Raw genomic sequence first — 19620 nt, 5'->3', positions numbered from 1 at the left:
TGGATAATTAAAATGGAATCTGAAACATTAAAAAACGATGCCAAGGATAAATGTCGGGAACTTGGTATTCCCCTAGTCGGTTTTGCAGGTGTTGATAGATGGGAAAATCCTCCCTCCGAACTTCCCAACCAGTTCCAGGAGTGGATACCCCGAGATTTCTGGCCACAATCAATTTATCCTGAAGCAAAAACAGTTATGGTTATAGGTCTCCCTATTCAGATTCCAATTCTGGATACTGCACCCAGCATTTATTATCATGAATTGTATAACACAGTTAACATACTTTTAGATATAAAAGCTTATGAAATAGCTAATTTCTTAACTGAAAAAGGCCATCCATCTATATTTCTGCCGAGAGATGGTTATGGTGATATTAACGTATTAATTGACGAACCTCTCGCATTTTTCTCTCATAAACATGCTGCATTTCTAGCTGGTTTAGGTTCCTTTGGCTTAAATAACGTAATTTTAACCAAAGAATATGGGCCACGGGTAAGATTTACTTCAATTTTCACTTCTGCCCCGATTAAATCTGACGAATTAAAAACCCATGATCTCTGCATCCGATGTCTTAAGTGCGCAGATTGCTGCCCTGTAGACGCCATACCTAATTCAGGAGATTTTCCACCACTTATGGACAAAATAACCTGTACCATAAGAAGTCAGGAACTTAGAGAAGAGTATAGATCGCCTTGTGGAATCTGTATAAAAGTTTGTCCGGTTGGTATGGATAGAGAAATATTTAATAGAGAAGATACATCCATATATTTCCACAGAAGTGGACCAGATAAGATTACAAAAAGCTGGAAGCATATTAGAAAATATGGTAGCAAAAAATAATATTGATAACCAATTTTAGAGGTACAAAATGAATAAATTATTCGCGGATCGGGTTAAAAATGTCCCCAGATCCTTTGTTAGGGAAATTTTAAAAGTTACAGAAAATCCAGAGATCATATCCTTTGCAGGAGGTCTTCCCAATCCCAAAACATTTCCAGTAGAAGAGATTGCAATCGCTACTGATAAAGTACTTCGTGAAGAAGGTAGCCCGGCACTTCAATACAGTACCACAGAAGGTTATGGAAAATTAAGAGAATATATAGCTAACCGATATTCTTCCAATGGATTAAAAATTAATAAGGACGATATATTAATAACCAACGGGTCTCAGCAGTGCATTGACCTTACAGCCAAAATTTTCGTAAATAAAGGTGACAACATCTTACTGGAAAAACCAACATACCTTGCCGCAATACAGTCTTTTTCCCTCTATGAACCACAATTCCATTCCATACCTTTAATGAAAGATGGTGTTGATACTGGAAAGCTTAAAGATATATTAAATTCAGAACAAATTAAATTATTTTACTCTGTAACCAGCTTCCAGAACCCCAGCGGCATCAGTTATTCTAAAGAAAAGAGAAAAGAAGTAGCAGAAATTATAAACGATTCAGAAACCATTTTTGTTGAAGATAATCCTTATGGTGAGCTTAGATTTTTAGGAGAAGATCTTCCCCCAATTAAGAGTTATCTGGATAATTCTATTCTTTTTGGATCTTTTTCTAAAATTGTATCCCCCGGCATGAGACTGGGATGGATAGTGGCAGGTAAAGAGATAATGGAAAAGCTGATAATTGCCAAACAAGCGTCAGACCTTCATTCAAACTATTTTACCCAGAGGATTGTCTATCAATACCTAATTGATAATAGAATAGACGGTCACATAACCAAAATAAGGCAACTCTATAAAAGGCAGCGCAATAAAATGATTGACGCTATTAAAGAGTTTTTTCCACCGGAAGTTAAATACACCCAACCAGAGGGAGGGATGTTTCTCTGGGTTACACTTCCAGAGGGAACATCTTCACTGGAACTTTTTGATATTGCTCTTAAGAGAAACGTGGCCTTTGTCCCAGGACAGGCATTTTATGTAAATGGTGAAGGAAAAAATAATTTGAGACTTAACTTTTCAAATTCAGATGAAGAAAAAATTGAAGAAGGAATTAGAAGACTGGGCAAAGCCATTCATGAGATGCTATCATAAAAATGAATAATTAAAAAAGGAGATTAAATTAGAATTCTTTCTCTTACAAATCCTAATCTATTCTTTCAGTTTGGTATTTGTGGTCATTTTATGTGCTATTAAAAGAGCAAATAAAATTATAGGGATTAAAATATCGATGTATAACGCAAAGCCGGCATTTCCTGGTGCCATGTTCCCACTCTGCATTATATTTACAATGTGTATATAAGCTGCCCCCAAATAGAACACAGAAATTGCTATTACACTTGCTGTCCAGAAATTATCTCTGAATTTCCAGCATAACACCCCTAAAATTCCAAAGGATAAATTTGCAACTCCTACTTCTAACTGAAATGGATTTCCTGCTGGCCAGCCTATCAATGCAGCAGTCATATTTGACATGAATACATGGCCAATAAATGCCCATATGGATCCGATTCCAACCATTATAACTAAAAACCAGAGCAAAAACACTTCAAATATTCTATTTTTTGTCTTTGGTGTTTTACTTAAAAATAGATGTAAAACAGCTCCCACTAATGTTACAGCTAAAAAAATATAAACCATTTCCATTATGTAACCACCTTAGATATTTAAATAATTATTTCTTTTTATATTATTCATATTATATACAATTAGTACCTGACAAATTTTTACTATCAAATAAACTACAAAACAGTGAACATATCCAGCCCATTAATCTCAAGTAAACTTAGATAGTACATAAAATGATCATTTTTATTAAAAATGGTTAAATAAACTATAAAAGAATGAATTAAAAATATTAGCAGAAATTAAGATACTAATTGCCTAAAAACTATGATTTATGGACTTTTTTAAAAGTTGAACGCCGGGAACGGGATTTGAACCCGTGTGATCCAAAGGATCATTGGCTTAGCAGGCCAACGCCGTACCAGACTGGGCCATCCCGGCAATATTAATTATTAAATATATTTTTTAGTTAATCAGAAAAAGGTAATTTATTGCTTTGGATATTATCAAATATAAATGTTTTCCATAATACTTTAAATTAATGCCAAATGAATTTAATACCCATCAAAATTCTGTTAGTATAAACGGGCGTGTTCAAGAGTGGACAGATCTTCCGAATATTGGTGATCCAGAAACCCGACTCCACCCCGTTGCTCCACAAGCATCAGCTGTTCATGGTAGAGCTGCTTCTTTCCAGACCTGACCCGTTCCCATGATTAAGATAATTAATTCTGGTCCTACAACCAGAACCCTACCACCACTGATCCTGCGGGACGAGGGCTCAGCATCAGAATTCTAGGCCAATAAACGGTCAATTTGCCGCCTCTTGAACTTCAACTGCGTCATATAGGGGATATACGCTTACAGAGGACCCCTAACCCTCCAGTCTAGCCCGCTATTTATATTGTCAGTTAATAGTATTTGAAGGTTACGATTCATATAAAAAAGTGTCCAAAAATTACTTCATTAAATTCCTTCAAAAATAAGTTCATGAGATTACTTATCGTAATTAAAACAATAAATTCAGTCAACTAAATACTGTTGAAACTAGTAATCTCTCTTTGAGTCTATTAATTTTTTTAACTTCTCCAGTTCCAATTTCCTTTTATATATTGGTATGTGATTTTCTTGATAGACTTCCAAATTATCTTCAAATGTCTTTCTAGTTCTATTAATATAAAAAATACCTAAAGGATATTTACCTGATTCGGATGCTCTTTCAAAAGCATTGGTCTGATTGAAAGGTTCATAAGATTCTTCAAGGTAATAAGTGTTCTCTTTGAACCATTGATAGGTATTTACCTTATTAAATGTCACACATGGTTGGAATATGTCTACCAACGAATATCCTTCATGTTTTATGGCTTCTTTAATAATTGCTGTGGTTTTTTCCATATTTCCAGAAAATGCTCTCGCAACAAATGAACAATTAAGAGCTATTGCAACAGATAGTGGATTAAATGGTTCTTCAAAAACTCCATCAACCTGGAAAGGTGTTACAAAGTTTTTTTGGCTGGTAGGAGAAGCTTGACCTTTAGTTAGACCATAAACCATGTTGTTGTGCACAATATTTGTAATATTCGGATTTCGGCGTATGGTATGCATGAAATGGTTGCCTCCCTCACCATACATACATCCATCCCCACTTACATCTATAACTGTAAGTTCGGGATTAACTGCTTTTATGGCAGTTGCTGGAGATAGAGATCTTCCATGTAAACTATTGAAAACATTTGATCTAAGATAATGAGGTAATTTAGCAGCCTGGCCAATTCCTGATACTAATACCAGCTTTTTAGGATTAATTTTAAGATCTAAAAGGGCATTTTTAAGTGATTGCAAAATGGAAAAATTTCCACAACCGGGACACCATGCCACATCTGCATTTTCCATGTCAAATTTTTTAGTATCCATCAAATCCCCCCTTTCATGGAATTGATTTTATTAATCACTTCTTCAACGGAAAAAGGCATTCCATTATATTTTAAGATTTTATTTTCAATATCAAAACCAGTTTCTAATTTTATTAAGCTAGCAAACTGGGAAGTAGCATTATTTTCAAAAATAACTGTAGTTTTTGCCTTTTTTAGATGATTAATGGTTTCCTCGTGGAGGGGATAAACCTGTTTATAGTGTAAAAATGCTATTTTATCATCACCAATTTCTTCCAGTGCTTCAGTTATGGGGCCGTAGGTAGAGCCCCACCCTACCATTAATATATCATAGTCTTCTTCACCAACTAATTTTGGTTTTAAAACTTCTTTTTTCATATTTTCCAATTTATTAAGCCTTTTATCCACCATTTTTGTTCTAATTGTCAAATTTTCGGTTATATGTCCCTCTTCATCATGTTCATCTGAATCTGCCACTACTAATCCTTCCCCAAAACCGGGTATTCCTCTGGGAGATATGCCATTTTCAGTTATTTCATATCTTCTATAATTTTTGGCAGTTTTAAAGATATAATTTTCTATTTGAACCTCTTTTAAATCTATTGGAGGTAAATTATAATGTATATCTGCAAAGTACTGGTCTGAAAGTATGAAAACTGGTATTTGATATTTATCGGCCAGATTGAATGCGTGCCATGAGACGTGGAACGCATCTTCAATAGTCCCCGGGGCAAAAATTGCACGGGGAGATTCACCTGTACCAGAATATAATGCCAGATTTAAATCTTCCTGGGCAGTTCTGGTGGGGAGACCCACTGCCGGTCCTGGTCTTTGGGCTAGATAGATAACTACTGGAGTTTCAGTCATCCCCGAAAGACCAACCGCTTCCTCCATTAATGCAAATCCGCTTCCTGAAGTGGCAGTCATTGCCCGAGCCCCTGCATAAGATGCTCCTAAAGCCATATTTAATGCTGCAATTTCATCTTCAGTCTGTTCAAATATTATATCAAATTCATGAGCATTCTGGGCGATAAAAACTTGTAAGGGCGAAGAAGGAGTCATTGGATAGGCGGACATGAAATTACATCCTGCGGCTATGCATCCCAGTCCTACTGCCTCAGTTCCGTTAATTAAAATTTGATTTTTTACTTTTTGGGTCTTTTGAATATCAACTATTAAGTCATATTCTTTTAAAAGGGTTTCACCAAGTTCATAACCCTTTTTTCCCGCTTGAAGGTCTTTCTCTAGAATTTCTTCTCCTTTACGCTGGAACATAAATTCAATACATTTATTAAAAGTTTCAAGTTCTATATTTAAAATTCTGGAAATTACTCCCGCAGCAATGATATTTGAAAAAATAGAACCACCAATTTCTGATGCCATCTCTATTAGTGGAATTTCAATAACATTCAAATTTTGTTTAGATTCTTCTTCTAAAATTCCATTAGCAGCTATGATTAAAGTATCATCTGAAAGTCTATCTTTAAGATGATTAATGGTTCCTTCACTTAACGCAATGAGTACATCTATTCTGTCCACATATGATCTAACAGCGGTAGATGAAGCTCGAATCAAAGTAGAATTCAGACCACCTCTAACCCGGGACATGTACTCCTTGGTGGAAAAAACATTGCAGCCACTGTTTTTAACTGCTCTAACCAGAATATTTTCAACAGTTTGTATTCCCTGCCCGGCTTCGCCGCAAAGAACAATAGATATATCGTCTTCAACTTCATGGGAAATTTGAGACATTTTTTACCCCCATAAAAAATTAATAACAATATTATGTAAAGAATAATTAATTAAACTTTCTTTTCAGAATATTACAAACCTCAATAAAATCTTAGAAAAAGGAATAAATTAGTTAAAACGCATTAAATACGTAACAAAACAATTAAATTAGTTAAAATACCCTAAATATACTTAGAAAAAACATTTAATTAGTGAAATATTTTAGATAACTTAAAAAACAATTATGTTAGCTATCGTAAGATATGATGGTATAAAAGTTTATTAAACTTTTATGGTTTTTATTATATCTCCATCAGAAATAATCCCCACAATGGAATCATTATCTAAAACAACAAGCTGGTTTACAATCCCATCACCAGAACCATGAGCATTCATTTTCTTGATAGCACTTTTTAAAGTATCTTCTGGATTAACACAGATCACATCTTTTACCATAACTTTTTCTACTGTAGTACCTAATTCATAGTTGTCCAAAATCAGATTATGGCCTAAATCCGTTGCAGTTACTATACCTCTTAGTTTTTCATTTTCTACAACTGGAAGTGCGCTTATCTTATATTTCATAAGTTTTTCAAATGCAAAAACAACGTCTTCCTTGGGAGGGACTGTAATAACCCCTTCAGTCATTATATCTTTAACTTTCAAATTTTTCAACATTTCCATCGCCTTCTGATACCTTTGTAAGAGATTTCATAATACTATCTATGGTAGTAATAACATCAATATTTTCAATCACCGGCACTTGATTTTTCCTGGCCTGGCTTTCAAAATATTTATGGGTTTTGCGTATAGCCCAAAAGTAACTCATGTACCTTTTAAGTGGCCTTCGAGCCCAAGCCTGTCTGCATCGAGAATAAAATCTCCCACGGTGAACATTTTCATCTTCAACCGTTAAAATAAACATGGCCACATTTTCTTTATTTATCAAATCTTCTCTAATAAAACCCGGAACAATATGGACTCCCTCTATAACAATACTTATGCCCTCTTTTAATGATCTTTCAATAACTGCTTCTACACCTACGCTTACTGTATCAACGTGATCACGGAATCCTATAAGGATTTCATCCAATTCAGGAGGTGGAGGTATCCGCAGCGACCTGTAAGCAGTGTAACTTGACTCGTATATTGTGGGGAGTACTTCCTTAGAAACTATCTTTCTCATAACCTCTCTGATCATGTCTGTGCTGATCATGTTTCTTATTCCCAGACGGTTAGCTACCTCAAATGCAATTGATGATGTTCCAACCCCTGAAGCACCACCAATAAGGATTATCATGGGTTCTTTGCATTTACGAATTTTTCGCCAAAGTACGTATTTTTCGGCTATTTCTTCATCTTCTTCTTTTAAACGTTCCCTAACTATTCCTACCAGTTCATCAATAGTTATAAGTGTGATATTTTGATTTTTAAGATGATCTTCTATTTGAGATGCGAATGTATAGGCTTTATTTGGACCCATCTCTGCCCGAGTCAAAGATCTGGCTAACACGCCCTTTGAGAAGGGTTCTGTGTATTTTTTTCCACTTACTTCACCTTCAACCATTATCATAAGACTCACCCCTAATATTTGATTAAAAGAACTATCAATGTTAATAAACAAAATTAGATAAATCTTCTCTAGAAGATAACCGTTTTTATTTTAAAATCAAGACTTATATATATTTCTTATTAATTCCACAATTAATACATCTAATCTGTACTGCTTATAATTCCACAATTTTTACATCTATTTCTGGTTTATTATTGGTTTCCTTAATATCAATTAAACTGGCAAAACCCTCTGATAGTTCTCCTGGATTTACTAGAATAGTATTTCCTATTTTATCTACAGCTTTTGCCTCATGGATATGTCCACATATATTTATATCTGGTTTATATTGTTCTATAATCTTTCTAAGACTTTCACTGCCAGCATAGTCTCCTGAATTTAACTGGTCAACCTTGGTTCCATGTGGAGGTGCGTGGGTTACAAGAATAACAAGATCATGACCTTTGATCTGCCCCATAACTTTATTTAATTCGTTGTATATTTCTATCTCATCAAATTCAAGAGGTGTGTCAAATGGTGTAGGATTTGAACCACCAAAACCGCATATTCCAATATTTTTTATGGTAAGACTTTTCCCATGAATATTGATGGCCCGGGAATTATCTATCTTGCTGTGTATTCCAGGGGGATCACAGTTACCAGGTACTGCTACTACAGGTACTTCACATGAACATAGATCATTTAGAATATCTTCCGCTAATTCAAGAGGTCCAAAATGGGTAATGTCTCCGGCAATAACAATCAAATCAACAGGATGTTTCTTTATGTAATCTGCTATAATTTGACAGCCTTTACCATGTAAATCACTTACTGCAAGGATTTTCATTATTTTTTCACCTGAATCTATTGTTTATTTGTTAAAAATGAATATTGACACTATAAAAAGGTATTTTTTAATTGTATAAGCAATCTTAAATAAATTAGTATACCTTGAGTTAAGTCAAAAAAATTAAATTAAAAAATATTTTGAGAAATAATAAATCCTATCTAAATTAGTCTCTAAAAAATGAAGATATTTCCTTTAGACCTTTCTTGATATTTTCTTTGTCTCCAAAAACTGAGATAACCTCGTCTTCATCAAATTCTATTATTAAATTATATTCCTCCGCAACATCCTGAACTCTATCTTCAGCTAGTGGTTCTTTAAGACTAACACGAACTACCGAAAATCCAGGGGGAGCTCCCACAATGAATTTGGATTTTTTATTCTGGACAGGGCATACTTCTTCTCCCATGGACGCTTTTTGAAGCTTTTGAATCCATTTTTGCCCATAATCTTCATCAATTTCTTCTGCAAAATTTATTAGAATATCTTGGACAGAATTTAAAAATTCATTGATTCTTTTAAGTTCTTTCATCATTTCAGGATTGGTTGGATCTGTTTTATAGAAATTTATATCAGTTCTGGCTAGTCTAAGATTTTCATTAACCTCTTTTGGTATTTTGATTCCTCTCTTTTTAAGATCAGTTAATAGTTCCACCAGAACCATCCATGTTTGTTCTAATGGTAAAACATTCATAAATGTCCTTCCAATATTTTTAGAGTTGTTTGGTTAACCTTTGCATCTGCCTGCTTCAATTCATCTTTTATCTGATTAACATTATCATATGAACTCAAAAATAATACATGATGACTTTCTGTTCCTCTGATATTTAAAATAGCAATTTCTTCATCATCATTTATATCTTTATTTTCTATTGATGCTTTATATTGGACAAAAGGACTGTATTCTTCAGGTAATTCTTCAAATTTGAATATTCCAACAAGAGTCGCTATAAACAAAAAAACACCTCAATTAGAATATGTAAGTAATTCAAAATAAATTTAATGTTTTTTAAAAATAAAAAAATGGGAGAATTAATGTTTAATTCTCTTTAATTAACATCCCAGTTTAGTCTCAGCTTCAGGGGTTAGCTTGGTCATGTGAACGTCAGTAGTGAGTTCTTCCTTGCTTAATCCCATTGCAAAACCGTATAATTGGGCTAAGTGAAGTACAGGTATGTTAAATTCGTCTCCGAATTTATCTTTTATTTCAGCTTGTCCTACGTCAAACTGTAAGTGACAGAATGGGCAGACATTTATTATAGCATCCACACCTGCTTCTTGCATGTTGTTGAGTTTTTCTTTGGTGAAATCAAGAGCTACTTCAATATCTCTGGATCTTACTCCACCACCAGCACCACAGCACATCATCTTGTCTTTGTATGGGACAGATTTTGCACCTGTTGCTTCTACCAGTTCATCAAGTATGGTAGGTTTTTCTGGGTTGTCAATATTAATTTCTGCGCTTGGTTTTAAAAAGTGACATCCATAGTGAACAGCTACATTTAGATCATCTAAAGGTGTGTTGAAAGCTTCAGTTATTTTGTCAAGACCTACATCATTATAGAGTATCTCTGCGAGGTGTCTGACATTTACTTCTCCTTTAAATTCTCGGTCAACTTCTGCAAGTACATTGTTGATTTTTTCTTTCATCTCTTCGTCTTCTTTTAACATGTGGTTGGTTTCGAATAATGAACCAAAACATCCATTACATTCGGTCATTATGTCCATTCCCATGTCTTCGGCGATGGTAACATTTCTTGCAGCTATGGAAGCCCATGTAGTTTTATCAAATGAACCAAATACTCCTGGTGCAGGGCAGCATGATGCTCCTTCCATATCTTTAAGGTCTACATCGAGTTTTTCCATCATTATCCTTGTTGCTTTCTCAATACCAGGATACCTGTTGTTCATAATACATCCTAAGAAGTATGCGAATTCAGCCATTTATATTCCTCCAGTAAATTTATTCTAATTCTCCTGTTTCTGGGTTGTATCCTATTAAAGCGTCAAAACCTGTTGTTTTGGTTATCTTTTGTATTTCTTCTAATGCTCCAGGGAACTGGTGAGTCGTTGGTGGTAATTCACCTAATCCTACCTGTTTTCTAAGTTCCATGGTAGCTTCGTTTATTGGTACACCGTGTCCGGTTTTTATAACAAATGATCCAACTGCTTTGTGAGCTTGGCCCATGTAACCGGCTTTTGCTGCTTCATTTCTGGCAAGTTTTATTACGTCCACAATTTTTATTTCTCGGGGACATCTTTCTTGGCAGGCATAGCAGGTGGTACACATCCAAAGTTCGTCACTGGAAATGACTTCCTCTTTGAGACCAACTAATGATTTTCTTACAATTTGTCTTACCCTGTAAGGGGTTCTTCTTCCTGATGGACAGGATCCAGTGCAGGTACCACATTGGAAACAATATTCTAAAGATTCTGCGCCGGCATCTTTAATTTGTTGTGTAAATTCTTTATCTATATCTTCAGGTTTGAGTATATTGTCTGCTCTATCAAGTAAACTCATACTAACACTCCTTTCAGTTTTAGGTTTTTTCTCTTTTTCTTCTGAAGTAGGTGGAGTTCCAGGTTCTGCTTTTTCTTCTGTTTCTTTAGTTGATTCTCCAGGTTTAGATTTTTCTTCTTCACCTTTAGAAGCACTTGAAGTTTCTGATTTAACTTTTCCTGTTTTTTTGTCTTCAGCGATTGATTTTTGTTCGTTTTCTGTTTTAGTTTCTGGTTTTTCAGCGGTGTCCTTAGATTTGTCTTGTTCTGGCCCCTCACCTTTTCCTGTAAACATTTTTTTAAGGCGTTGTAACATTGACATTATTTTCACACCTTAGAAATCTCACTTTGCTGTGAAATTTCAGACTCTCTTACTTGGATGTAAATTGAAGACTATATATATGTTACGGAAAATTTGATCAGTGTAACCTTTTAAGTAACACTGTTCAGAATATTCTGGTGTTATAATAATTAAAATAAGTAATTTAAAAAATAAATTTTAGCTAATTTTAAAAAAATGAGGCACATATTTATCTTAAATGGGATCATAAAATTATCCATGCTAAAGATAACACAACATGATGGTCCAGCCAGATTGGGGAAATTTAATGAAATACGTAGTCCTGGACTAATAGAACCAAAAAACCCATTTAAACTTATAAAAGATGAACCTGTTCCCTATGATATACCCAAAACCCTGGCCGAATGGTCTGTTAGAAAAACAATTAAATACGCGAAAGACAGTCCCGAAAATGGAATTGGTACTATACACGGATCAAAATACCTTGATCTGAGGATTAAATGCGCCAAAGAGTTGGAAAAACTTGGAATTAACATTTTTTTAATTGCTAATGGAGACAAACTTCTAAAAAGACAGAAAGACTTGATAAACATCATAGTTAATCTGAGAAAAACCCTGAATCCTAATTCAGCAATTTATTTCCCTCTTGTGGATCTTTCTTTTATACCTCTGCTTACATATATGGGTGTTGACTTTTTTGGAAGTTATGTGTGCGATTATTATGCAAGATTGAATACCATTATTACTCCAACTCTTAAATATAATTTAAAAGAGTATCCAATTTATGATTTAGACTATGAAGAAATTAGAAAATATAATCATAATACTTTGGATTTTGTAATTAGAGAAATTCGGGAAAATATTAAAAATGGCACGCTTAGAAACTTAGTGGAAATGAGATGCTGCACTTCCCCTGAAACTATGTCTGCTTTAAGAATATTAGACAAAGAATACCCTGAATATTTAGAAAAATACACCAGATTGTATTAAAAATATGTTTTAAAAAATGAAATATAAATAAAGTAAACGAATAAACCAGGTCAATAACCATGGCTCAAGGCGTGAAATTCATTTCTTTATATATTTTACTAAAAAATGGTAATCTCCTATATCACACGAAGATTGCGAGCTAAATCCATAATCAATTAAAATATCGTTAATATCTGATTCATCTAATCTTATTTCCATTGGAGGTCCAAATGTCCTCTCGATTTTTTTAAATTCAACCACGGCAAAAATACCTCCTGGCTTTATAACTCTGGTAATTTCAGAAAGTGCACTATCTAATTCTTGATTTTCGACAAATCCGTGTAGTACATTAGCCATAAAACATATGTCAACTGATTCATTAGGTAATGGTATTTTGTGAGTTATATCTGCAACTATTGCTTCCATATTCCTTATTGATTTAGCCAGGATTTCATTTTGAAGATTATTTATTGATTCCTCGTAAATGTCGATAGCATATACCTTTCCATTATTACCTATCCTTGAAGAAGCTGCAATAGAAAAAAATCCATCTCCACAACCTGCATCTAAAAAAGTAGCTCCTTCAAATAAACCAATCCTTGATAGGACATCAGCATCATCTAAAAATTTTTGACTTGATTTACCGTGGTGCCTGTGTTTTTTAGTATCCATTAAAAATTCCTCCCAAAGATAAACTACTAATCTATTATATTTTTGTAATTAAAATTATGTTTCTGCCCTTAATCTATTCTTTGAAAATAGGAATACTCCTACTATAAACAATAAGACTGTCAGTATTACAGATAATCCTAACTGATAAGTAATATCATTCCATCCGCCGCCAAAGGTTAATAGAGTACGTAATGCATTTAAAGTGTGTGTCCAAGGTAGAAAATCGTATATCTGGAAGGATTGTCCCATTAAATTCCCAATTATCACCTGGGGCAGTTGGAAAAAAGCACCCACTAAAAAGCTGGTAGGTACTGTGATTATTGTACCCAGATTTGCTGCTTGTCTCTCGGTTTTTGCAAAAGCCGCAATTATCATTCCTAAAGCAACAGAAGCAATTCCCCCAATAATCCCAACAAAAATCGCCAGTATTAATGAGTTAAGACCTCCTTGCCAGTGAAATCCAATAAGTACTGCTACAATAAATAAAATGATAACTTGCGCTGCGGCCACTAAAGACCAAGGGATAAGACCGCCTAATAAAAGATCCAGTGACCTCATGTAAGATAATTTTAGACGGGCCAATGTGCCTTTTTCAACTTCCCTGGTTAAACTAGCGGCGACTGTAGTTGCCAGTAGTAAAATAGCAAATACTATCATCCCGGGAGCAAGAAAATCAAATGATGTGAATGTTTCAGTACCTTCTAATGGTTCAACTTTACTTTCCAAAAATTTGGTAGGCTCAGCTGCAGTATTTCCAGAAATCTTACTTTGAATCTCAAATAACAATTGGTCCTGGTATTGTTCGAATATCCCCACAATAATACCCTGTGAAATTCCAAAACCAACATATCCTGTGTCTCCTTTTATTATGATTGTGGCTGTTTGGTTATTTGTGACTGGAGTATTCTGTATGTTTCCTGTTTCCTGAGTTAGAGTATTGGTAATGAGGGTTACTACACCTTGCGAAAAATTTTTCGGAATTATTAACGCAGCATCCACATCTCTCTGTTTTAATAATTCGTCTGCAGTGGTTTCGTTAGTTTTTGTGATTTTAAACAAGTTTATATCACTATCTTCATACTTTGAATCTCTTAAAATATTGGTCAGATTGTTACCAAAATTAACTTTCTCCTGGGTAAATGGTAACACTGCTCCCTCATCATTATTTACAATAGCAATATTATGGGGCGTGTTAGTCTGGCCCATTCCCCCAAATGCAAAACCAAAAACTAACATGAAAAAAAGAGGGAATATCAATATCATAAACAGTCCTCTACGATCTCTAATTAGTTCTTTCGCATTTTTCTTAGCAATACTTATGAATTTCATTGTTATTCCCTCAATCTAGTTCCAGTTAATTCTATAAAAACATCTTCCAGAGTATTCTGTCTTACAGATAATTCAGTAATCCTAACTCCCAATTTTTCCACTTGTTCCATTATAATAGGAAGTTTACCAACTGCATCCAGTGCCCGGATGTTAATCCTGCCGTCTACTTCTATTGCCGAGTGTACTTGCTCTAATTTGGATAAACTTTCAATCAATTCATTATTTTTCTTTGAATCGTTGATCTTCATATCTACCACGTCTCCTTCTCCAATCTCTTTTTTAAGATTCTCTGGAGTGTCCAACCGTAGTAAACGACCGTGATCAATGATGGCTATTCTATCACTTAAACGATCAGCTTCATCCATTAAATGTGTGGTTAAAATAACAGTTTTACCCTCATCATTGCGCAATGATAATATGTAATTCCAAAGCACCCTTCGTGATTGGGGATCCAAACCCTCTGATGGCTCATCAAGCACGACAATTTCAGGTTCATGCACTAGAGCCAATGCCAGATTTAATCTGCGCTTCATACCGCCTGAAAGTTTGTCAACAACAATATTGGCCTTATCTTCTAGATAAAGATCTTTAAGTAGTTTATTTACCCTAAAGTCCAGAACATCTTTGGGTACTTCGTACATATCCCCCATCAGCATCAAACTCTCTTTACAGGTTAAATATTCCCAAAGAACTATTTCTTGTGGACAAATACCAATTAAACCTCTATCAATTTTTTCAATGTCATCTCCATTAACCATTACCTTTCCTGTGGAAGGTTTAAGGAGCCCCACCATTATATTAATTGAAGTCGTTTTTCCTGCCCCATTAGGACCTAAAAATCCAAAAACTTCTCCTTTCTTGATTTTTAAATTTAAATCATCCACTGCCATTAAGCCATCAAAGTTTTTACTTATGCCCTGGGCATTAATTATGTAATTATTCATTATAGTCTCATCCTTAATTTTTTAAGATACTGTTGTGATTATATTCAATTCAACTTCTCTCCATATAAATTATAAATTACCACGTATTAATTTATAAATCATAAAAAACTATGTATTAATTGAAATTTCTGGATTTTGATCCTAGTATAATCCATTAATTTACCGATATATGGCACTAATCAGATTTATTGAAAATTTTTTAACATGATATAAAAACGTAGGATATATTATATAGCGTAGAGAAATATGTACTGAGGTATCATATGATGAAAGAGCTTAAGCTACTTATTCTAGAAGATGTTCCATTTGATGTTGAACTAATTGAGAGAGAGCTGTATAAAGCTGACATCAAGTTTACATCTATGATTGTGGATAGAGAAGAAAATTATTTAGAGGAAATTAAAGAATTTAAACCTGACATTATCCTTGCTGATCATTCCCTACCTCATTTTGATGGTCTTAGTGCCCTGGAAATTGCTAAAAAAGAATGTCCTGATGTGCCATTTATTTTTGTTAGTGGAAAAATTGGGGAAGAATTTGCAGTTGAAGCCCTTAAAAGCGGTGCCACAGACTATGTCTTTAAAGGAAATCTCCCAAAAATAGTACATGCCATAAATAGAGCATTAGAAGAGGTCAAAGAACAAGAAAAACTTGAAAGTGCTGAAAAAGAATTGATAAAAAGTCATGAATTTTTAACTGAAGCCCAGAAAATTGGAAAAATGGGTAGTTGGGAATATGACTTAGCAAAAAATTCAGTAAAATGTTCCAATGAGCTTTTCAATATATTAAATACAAAACCAACTGATAATCCTATTAATTTTGATGAATTTCTGGAAATAATTCATCCTGAAGACACTGCATTTGTAAAGGAAAACATTAAAACCGCACTACAAGATGATAACACTTTTTCTTATGAGTATCGTATAAATTGTGCTGATAATGCAACAAAAATCTTATCCTGTCATGGTAAAGTTATAAGGAATGATAATAACGAACCTATCCGTATTATAGGGACGGAACAGGATATTACCAATCGTAAAATTTCAGAGAATAAATTAAGAGAGTCGCTTGAAGAAAAGGAGATGCTTCTCCAAGAAATCCATCACAGAGTAAAAAACAATCTTCAAGTTATATACAGTCTTTTACGTCTCCAATCCAGATTTATACAGGACGAAAAATCGCAGGAAATATTTAAAGAAACTCAAAATCGTATTAGATCAATTGCAGTATTACACGAAAAATTATATCGATCAAAAGATCTGGGCAAAATTGGATTTGCAGATTATGTAATAAGTCTAGTTAAGGACCTTTTCCATTCTTATGGAACCGATACTAATTTAATTAATCTCAATGTTAATATTGAAAATATTTACCTCAACATTGAAACCGCCATTCCCTGCGGTATTATTATAAATGAACTGGTTACAAATTCTCTCAAACATGCTTTCCCCCCAGGTAAAGAGGGTAATATTACTATAGAAACTTTTAAAGATAAGAGCGGAAAAATTACACTTATTGTGCGGGATGATGGAATTGGCATTCCGGAATCCATAGATATTAATAATATAGAAAGTTTAGGTTTACAATTGGTTCAGTACCTCACTAACCGAATAAAAGGTGAGATATTTTTAAATCGGGAGAAGGGCACTGAAATTAAAATCATTTTTTCAGAATTGGAATATAGTGAGAGGACCTGAGTCTATGGTAAATGAAAAAATTTTAGTTGTTGAAGATGAGGAACTGGTTGCTCAAGATATAAAAGTTATCCTAGAAGATCTGGGATATGAAGTTCCTGCGCTGGTAGCGTCTGGTGAAGAAGCTATTCAAAAAGTTAAAACAACACATCCCGATTCTGTTTTAATAGATATTATGTTAGAAGGTAAAATGGATGGAATTGAAGCTGCAGAAAAAATTAAACAGCTTTATGACATTCCTATTGTTTACATTACCGCTTATGGAAATGAGGAAGTGGTGCAGCGTGCTAAAAAAACTGAACCCCACGGCTACATCTTAAAACCATTCCAAGAAAAAGAGTTACAAATTAGCTTAGAAATGGCTCTTTACAAACATGAAGCCGAAAAAACTAGAAAACAGCTTTTAAAACAGAAAATCATTAATGAAAATTTAAGTAAAGCACTTGAAGAGAAAGAAGTTCTTTTAAAAGAAATAGATCACCGAGTTAAAAATAATATGCAAATTATTATTAGTCTTTTATCTCTTCAATCCCGATATTCTGAAGAAGGAGAAATAGTAGAGTTTTTCAAAGACAGTATAAACCGCGTTAAATCAATGGCCATGATACATGAAAAAGTTTACCAATCAGAAGATCTTTCAAGTATTGACTTTGAAAAATATATTCCTAAACTGGTATCTGGAATCTCAAGTTCATACCCAACAGATTCTAAAATAAAAATTGATATCAATATAAACGACATTCACCTAAATATAGATACTGCTATACCTTGTGGTCTTATTGTTAATGAATTAGTAACTAACTCCCTTAAACATGCATTTAACAATGTCAGCGGTAACATTATAGTAGAAATGGACTCTGATAATGAAGAATGGTTTACTCTTATCGTAAGTGATAATGGTGTGGGATTACCAGATGATATTGATATTAACAAAGCATTAGGATTGAGATTGGTGGATACTCTGATTAAACAGCTTGATGCCGACATGAAAATACATAAAAATACTGGAACTAAATTTGAAATTAAATTTAAAGAATTGAAATACAGTGATAGATTTTAATAAAATGATCTTTAAATCATATATTCCATCTGCAGTTACATCTATTCGGCTAATTGCAGCTCCAATAATTTTTTATTCATTTTTGAATTATAATTTCATTTTAGCATTTGCAGTTCTTATTATTGCACTGTTTTCAGACTTGATGGACGGATACCTCGCTCGAAAATTTAATGCAACTTCCCATTTAGGGGCTTATCTGGACGTAACTGCAGATTTTACACTGATAATCACTTGTTTTTTAGCATTTGTTTTAAGAGGATGGTACAATCCATTAATCTTATTAATAATTACAGTGATGTTTTCTCTTTTTATTGCAACTTCAAACCTTAAAAAACCAGTTTACGATCACGTAGGTAAATATTTAGGCTCATTTCTCATGGGGATGATTTTTTTATCATTTTTAATCCCTAATGCTATTTTAAGACAGATATTGTCAATAATATTCGTCATATTCTCTTTAATTTCAATTAGCACCAGGTTATTATTTCTACACAATAAAAATAAGTCACTTTAAAAACTTTCTTACACTATAAAATGATCTAATTTAAAATCTAAAATATTTATCTTTGATAATTTCTAATAATCAACTCATTAATTTGACCCCTTTTTAAAATATTCCTATTTATATTTCGTTTAGCAGGAATTCTCTCAATTATATACTTTTCATACAACTCATCGAAGAATGTATCAGAAGGATTTAAATTTTGAGGGTCAGAATTGCTTAACATAAGATAAGCTCTTTTTTTATCCATTTTGACAAAAAAATTGGCTAATATAAGTTGATCATTCTCTGAAAAACCATTTTTCGCATAATTGGTGAAATTGGAAGTATCACTAAGTGGTCGGTAGGGAGGATCTAGATATACAAAAGTTTTTTCATTAATAAAATATTCAGATCCAGTAAAATCGCCCTGAAAGATTTCAGTATCTTTTAAAGCCCTGTTGATTTTTTTAATATTTTCTTTATTATATATTTTAGGGTTATCATACCTTCCATAAGGTACATTAAATTCTCCTTTTTTATTTAAACGAAACAAACCATTATAACATGTTTTATTTAAAAATATGAAATAAGAAGTTCTTTCAACCCATTCATCACTAGGATTTTCATAATCAAAGTTCTTCATTTGATGGTTATAGAGACTTCTTATGAGATAGTAGTGTTGTTTCCGATTAACTTCATTTTTTTTAAGATGTTTAAATTCAATTTCTTCTAATTGACTAATTAATTCTCTGTGATCATTTTTTATAACTTTGTAAGCCACAATCAGATCTGGATTGATATCAAACAAAACGGATTCCCTAACATCATAATTTTTCTTCAGAAAAAAGAACATTGCACCCCCACCTAAAAATGGCTCAACATATCTATAAATTCTCTTACATTTGACCATAGAATAAGGTAACCTTTTTTCAAACTCATTCAAGAGTTGGTTTTTTCCACCAGCCCATTTTAAAAATGGTCTAGGAAACAATGAAGTTTTAATGGGGGATTTTTTCATATGCAGCCTTATAATCCAATTAGTTACTTTTGTCAAATGAATTATGGGAAGGTTAATTATATACTTACTAATTAATTAAGAATCTACTAGAACTTTTATGTTTATTATCTAAT

20 protein-coding genes, 1 tRNA gene and 1 other RNA gene are annotated in these 19620 nt (G+C 33.4%); 6 read left to right on the top strand and 16 right to left on the bottom strand.

From position 1 onward, the window contains the following. Window positions 1–12: 12 nt before the first annotated feature. Both CIT01_08530 and CIT01_08525 read left to right on the top strand, forming a co-directional pair. Window positions 13–840 (top strand): 4Fe-4S ferredoxin, encoded by an 828-nt coding sequence (locus tag CIT01_08530; GenBank protein AXV38240.1) that lies wholly within the window; start codon window positions 13–15, stop codon window positions 838–840. A gap of 28 nt (window positions 841–868) precedes the next feature. Next, window positions 869–2044 carry an aspartate aminotransferase gene (locus tag CIT01_08525; protein AXV38239.1) on the top strand — a complete coding sequence of 392 codons (1176 nt, stop codon included), beginning with the start codon at window positions 869–871 and terminating at the stop codon, window positions 2042–2044. Between the two features lie 57 nt (window positions 2045–2101). Here the strand turns inward: CIT01_08525 and CIT01_08520 are convergent, their stop codons facing one another. From CIT01_08520 to hdrC, 12 genes are all read right to left on the bottom strand, one after another. Next, complete coding sequence (locus CIT01_08520; GenBank protein ID AXV38238.1) at window positions 2102–2596, bottom strand: hypothetical protein; 495 nt, start codon at window positions 2594–2596, stop codon at window positions 2102–2104. 275 nt (window positions 2597–2871) lie between these two features. After that, window positions 2872–2956, bottom strand: a tRNA-Ser gene (locus CIT01_08515). 141 nt (window positions 2957–3097) lie between these two features. After that, window positions 3098–3413, bottom strand: an RNA gene (gene ffs / locus CIT01_08510) — signal recognition particle sRNA. Between the two features lie 149 nt (window positions 3414–3562). After that, window positions 3563–4429: a 2-oxoacid ferredoxin oxidoreductase gene (locus tag CIT01_08505; protein AXV38237.1), complete on the bottom strand. Its 867-nt coding sequence runs from the start codon at window positions 4427–4429 to the stop codon at window positions 3563–3565. After that, on the bottom strand, window positions 4429–6159 hold the full coding sequence (locus CIT01_08500; GenBank protein ID AXV38236.1) for a 2-oxoacid:ferredoxin oxidoreductase subunit alpha: 1731 nt from the start codon (window positions 6157–6159) through the stop codon (window positions 4429–4431). The genes CIT01_08505 and CIT01_08500 overlap by 1 nt, the downstream gene beginning before the upstream one ends. A gap of 261 nt (window positions 6160–6420) precedes the next feature. After that, a complete protein-coding gene (locus CIT01_08495; GenBank protein ID AXV38235.1) occupies window positions 6421–6816 on the bottom strand; it encodes a CBS domain-containing protein in 396 nt (131 codons plus the stop codon). Continuing rightward, window positions 6794–7711: a 2-phosphoglycerate kinase gene (locus tag CIT01_08490; GenBank protein AXV38234.1), complete on the bottom strand. Its 918-nt coding sequence runs from the start codon at window positions 7709–7711 to the stop codon at window positions 6794–6796. Before CIT01_08490 ends, CIT01_08495 begins: the two co-directional genes overlap by 23 nt. Before the next feature lie 154 nt (window positions 7712–7865). Further along, the gene (locus CIT01_08485; GenBank protein AXV38233.1) at window positions 7866–8537 is read right to left on the bottom strand and encodes a metallophosphoesterase; all 672 of its coding nucleotides are present in this window, start codon (window positions 8535–8537) and stop codon (window positions 7866–7868) included. Between the two features lie 166 nt (window positions 8538–8703). Then, entirely contained in the window at window positions 8704–9231 is a 528-nt protein-coding gene (locus CIT01_08480) for a DUF2096 domain-containing protein (GenBank protein ID AXV38232.1), read from the bottom strand. Next, window positions 9228–9494 carry a hypothetical protein gene (locus CIT01_08475; GenBank protein ID AXV38231.1) on the bottom strand — a complete coding sequence of 89 codons (267 nt, stop codon included), beginning with the start codon at window positions 9492–9494 and terminating at the stop codon, window positions 9228–9230. Before CIT01_08475 ends, CIT01_08480 begins: the two co-directional genes overlap by 4 nt. A 96-nt stretch (window positions 9495–9590) precedes the next feature. Next, a complete protein-coding gene (hdrB, locus tag CIT01_08470) occupies window positions 9591–10481 on the bottom strand; it encodes a CoB--CoM heterodisulfide reductase subunit B (protein ID AXV38230.1) in 891 nt (296 codons plus the stop codon). 19 nt (window positions 10482–10500) lie between these two features. Further along, on the bottom strand, window positions 10501–11358 hold the full coding sequence (hdrC, locus tag CIT01_08465) for a CoB--CoM heterodisulfide reductase subunit C (GenBank protein AXV38229.1): 858 nt from the start codon (window positions 11356–11358) through the stop codon (window positions 10501–10503). 237 nt (window positions 11359–11595) lie between these two features. On the opposite strand from hdrC, the gene CIT01_08460 reads away from it, so the two are divergent. Then, entirely contained in the window at window positions 11596–12327 is a 732-nt protein-coding gene (locus CIT01_08460; GenBank protein ID AXV38228.1) for an archaeosine tRNA-ribosyltransferase, read from the top strand. A gap of 78 nt (window positions 12328–12405) precedes the next feature. Here CIT01_08460 and CIT01_08455 read toward each other — a convergent pair whose 3' ends face one another. Genes CIT01_08455 through CIT01_08445 form a run of 3 tightly spaced genes read right to left on the bottom strand, consistent with a single transcriptional unit; the run spans window position 12406 to window position 15254 of the window. Next, window positions 12406–12978 carry a methyltransferase type 11 gene (locus CIT01_08455; GenBank protein AXV38227.1) on the bottom strand — a complete coding sequence of 191 codons (573 nt, stop codon included), beginning with the start codon at window positions 12976–12978 and terminating at the stop codon, window positions 12406–12408. Between the two features lie 54 nt (window positions 12979–13032). Next, entirely contained in the window at window positions 13033–14307 is a 1275-nt protein-coding gene (locus tag CIT01_08450) for an ABC transporter (protein ID AXV38226.1), read from the bottom strand. A gap of 2 nt (window positions 14308–14309) precedes the next feature. Further along, window positions 14310–15254: a multidrug ABC transporter ATP-binding protein gene (locus CIT01_08445; GenBank protein ID AXV38225.1), complete on the bottom strand. Its 945-nt coding sequence runs from the start codon at window positions 15252–15254 to the stop codon at window positions 14310–14312. Between the two features lie 260 nt (window positions 15255–15514). Here CIT01_08445 and CIT01_08440 point away from each other — a divergent pair, with 260 nt between their 5' ends. Genes CIT01_08440 through CIT01_08430 form a run of 3 tightly spaced genes read left to right on the top strand, consistent with a single transcriptional unit; the run spans window position 15515 to window position 18519 of the window. Further along, complete coding sequence (locus CIT01_08440) at window positions 15515–16948, top strand: hypothetical protein (GenBank protein AXV38224.1); 1434 nt, start codon at window positions 15515–15517, stop codon at window positions 16946–16948. A 4-nt stretch (window positions 16949–16952) separates the two neighbouring features. Continuing rightward, window positions 16953–18005, top strand: a complete 1053-nt coding sequence (locus CIT01_08435) for a hypothetical protein (GenBank protein AXV38223.1) — start codon at window positions 16953–16955, stop codon at window positions 18003–18005. 4 nt (window positions 18006–18009) lie between these two features. Next, a complete protein-coding gene (locus CIT01_08430) occupies window positions 18010–18519 on the top strand; it encodes a CDP-alcohol phosphatidyltransferase (GenBank protein ID AXV38770.1) in 510 nt (169 codons plus the stop codon). Between the two features lie 46 nt (window positions 18520–18565). On the opposite strand, the gene CIT01_08425 is transcribed toward CIT01_08430, so the two are convergent. After that, a complete protein-coding gene (locus tag CIT01_08425) occupies window positions 18566–19507 on the bottom strand; it encodes a modification methylase (GenBank protein AXV38222.1) in 942 nt (313 codons plus the stop codon). Between the last annotated feature and the right edge of the window lie 113 nt (window positions 19508–19620).

This window comes from Methanobacterium sp. BRmetb2 (genome assembly GCA_003491285.1).
Taxonomy (GTDB): Archaea; Methanobacteriota; Methanobacteria; order Methanobacteriales; family Methanobacteriaceae; genus UBA117.
This window is presented reverse-complemented; position numbering and strand designations above follow the sequence as displayed.

What these genes read in the sequence shown, in the direction of transcription:
- CIT01_08530 (AXV38240.1), top strand. Translation starts at nt 13, where the DNA reads ATGGAATCTGAAACATTAAAAAACGATGCCAAGGATAAATGTCGGGAA.
- CIT01_08525 (AXV38239.1), top strand. Translation starts at nt 869, where the DNA reads ATGAATAAATTATTCGCGGATCGGGTTAAAAATGTCCCCAGATCCTTT.
- CIT01_08520 (AXV38238.1), bottom strand. Translation starts at nt 2,596, where the DNA reads ATGGAAATGGTTTATATTTTTTTAGCTGTAACATTAGTGGGAGCTGTT.
- CIT01_08505 (AXV38237.1), bottom strand. Translation starts at nt 4,429, where the DNA reads ATGGATACTAAAAAATTTGACATGGAAAATGCAGATGTGGCATGGTGT.
- CIT01_08500 (AXV38236.1), bottom strand. Translation starts at nt 6,159, where the DNA reads ATGTCTCAAATTTCCCATGAAGTTGAAGACGATATATCTATTGTTCTT.
- CIT01_08495 (AXV38235.1), bottom strand. Translation starts at nt 6,816, where the DNA reads ATGTTGAAAAATTTGAAAGTTAAAGATATAATGACTGAAGGGGTTATT.
- CIT01_08490 (AXV38234.1), bottom strand. Translation starts at nt 7,711, where the DNA reads ATGATAATGGTTGAAGGTGAAGTAAGTGGAAAAAAATACACAGAACCC.
- CIT01_08485 (AXV38233.1), bottom strand. Translation starts at nt 8,537, where the DNA reads ATGAAAATCCTTGCAGTAAGTGATTTACATGGTAAAGGCTGTCAAATT.
- CIT01_08480 (AXV38232.1), bottom strand. Translation starts at nt 9,231, where the DNA reads ATGAATGTTTTACCATTAGAACAAACATGGATGGTTCTGGTGGAACTA.
- hdrB (AXV38230.1), bottom strand. Translation starts at nt 10,481, where the DNA reads ATGGCTGAATTCGCATACTTCTTAGGATGTATTATGAACAACAGGTAT.
- hdrC (AXV38229.1), bottom strand. Translation starts at nt 11,358, where the DNA reads ATGTCAATGTTACAACGCCTTAAAAAAATGTTTACAGGAAAAGGTGAG.
- CIT01_08460 (AXV38228.1), top strand. Translation starts at nt 11,596, where the DNA reads ATGCTAAAGATAACACAACATGATGGTCCAGCCAGATTGGGGAAATTT.
- CIT01_08455 (AXV38227.1), bottom strand. Translation starts at nt 12,978, where the DNA reads ATGGATACTAAAAAACACAGGCACCACGGTAAATCAAGTCAAAAATTT.
- CIT01_08450 (AXV38226.1), bottom strand. Translation starts at nt 14,307, where the DNA reads ATGAAATTCATAAGTATTGCTAAGAAAAATGCGAAAGAACTAATTAGA.
- CIT01_08440 (AXV38224.1), top strand. Translation starts at nt 15,515, where the DNA reads ATGATGAAAGAGCTTAAGCTACTTATTCTAGAAGATGTTCCATTTGAT.
- CIT01_08435 (AXV38223.1), top strand. Translation starts at nt 16,953, where the DNA reads ATGGTAAATGAAAAAATTTTAGTTGTTGAAGATGAGGAACTGGTTGCT.
- CIT01_08430 (AXV38770.1), top strand. Translation starts at nt 18,010, where the DNA reads ATGATCTTTAAATCATATATTCCATCTGCAGTTACATCTATTCGGCTA.
- CIT01_08425 (AXV38222.1), bottom strand. Translation starts at nt 19,507, where the DNA reads ATGAAAAAATCCCCCATTAAAACTTCATTGTTTCCTAGACCATTTTTA.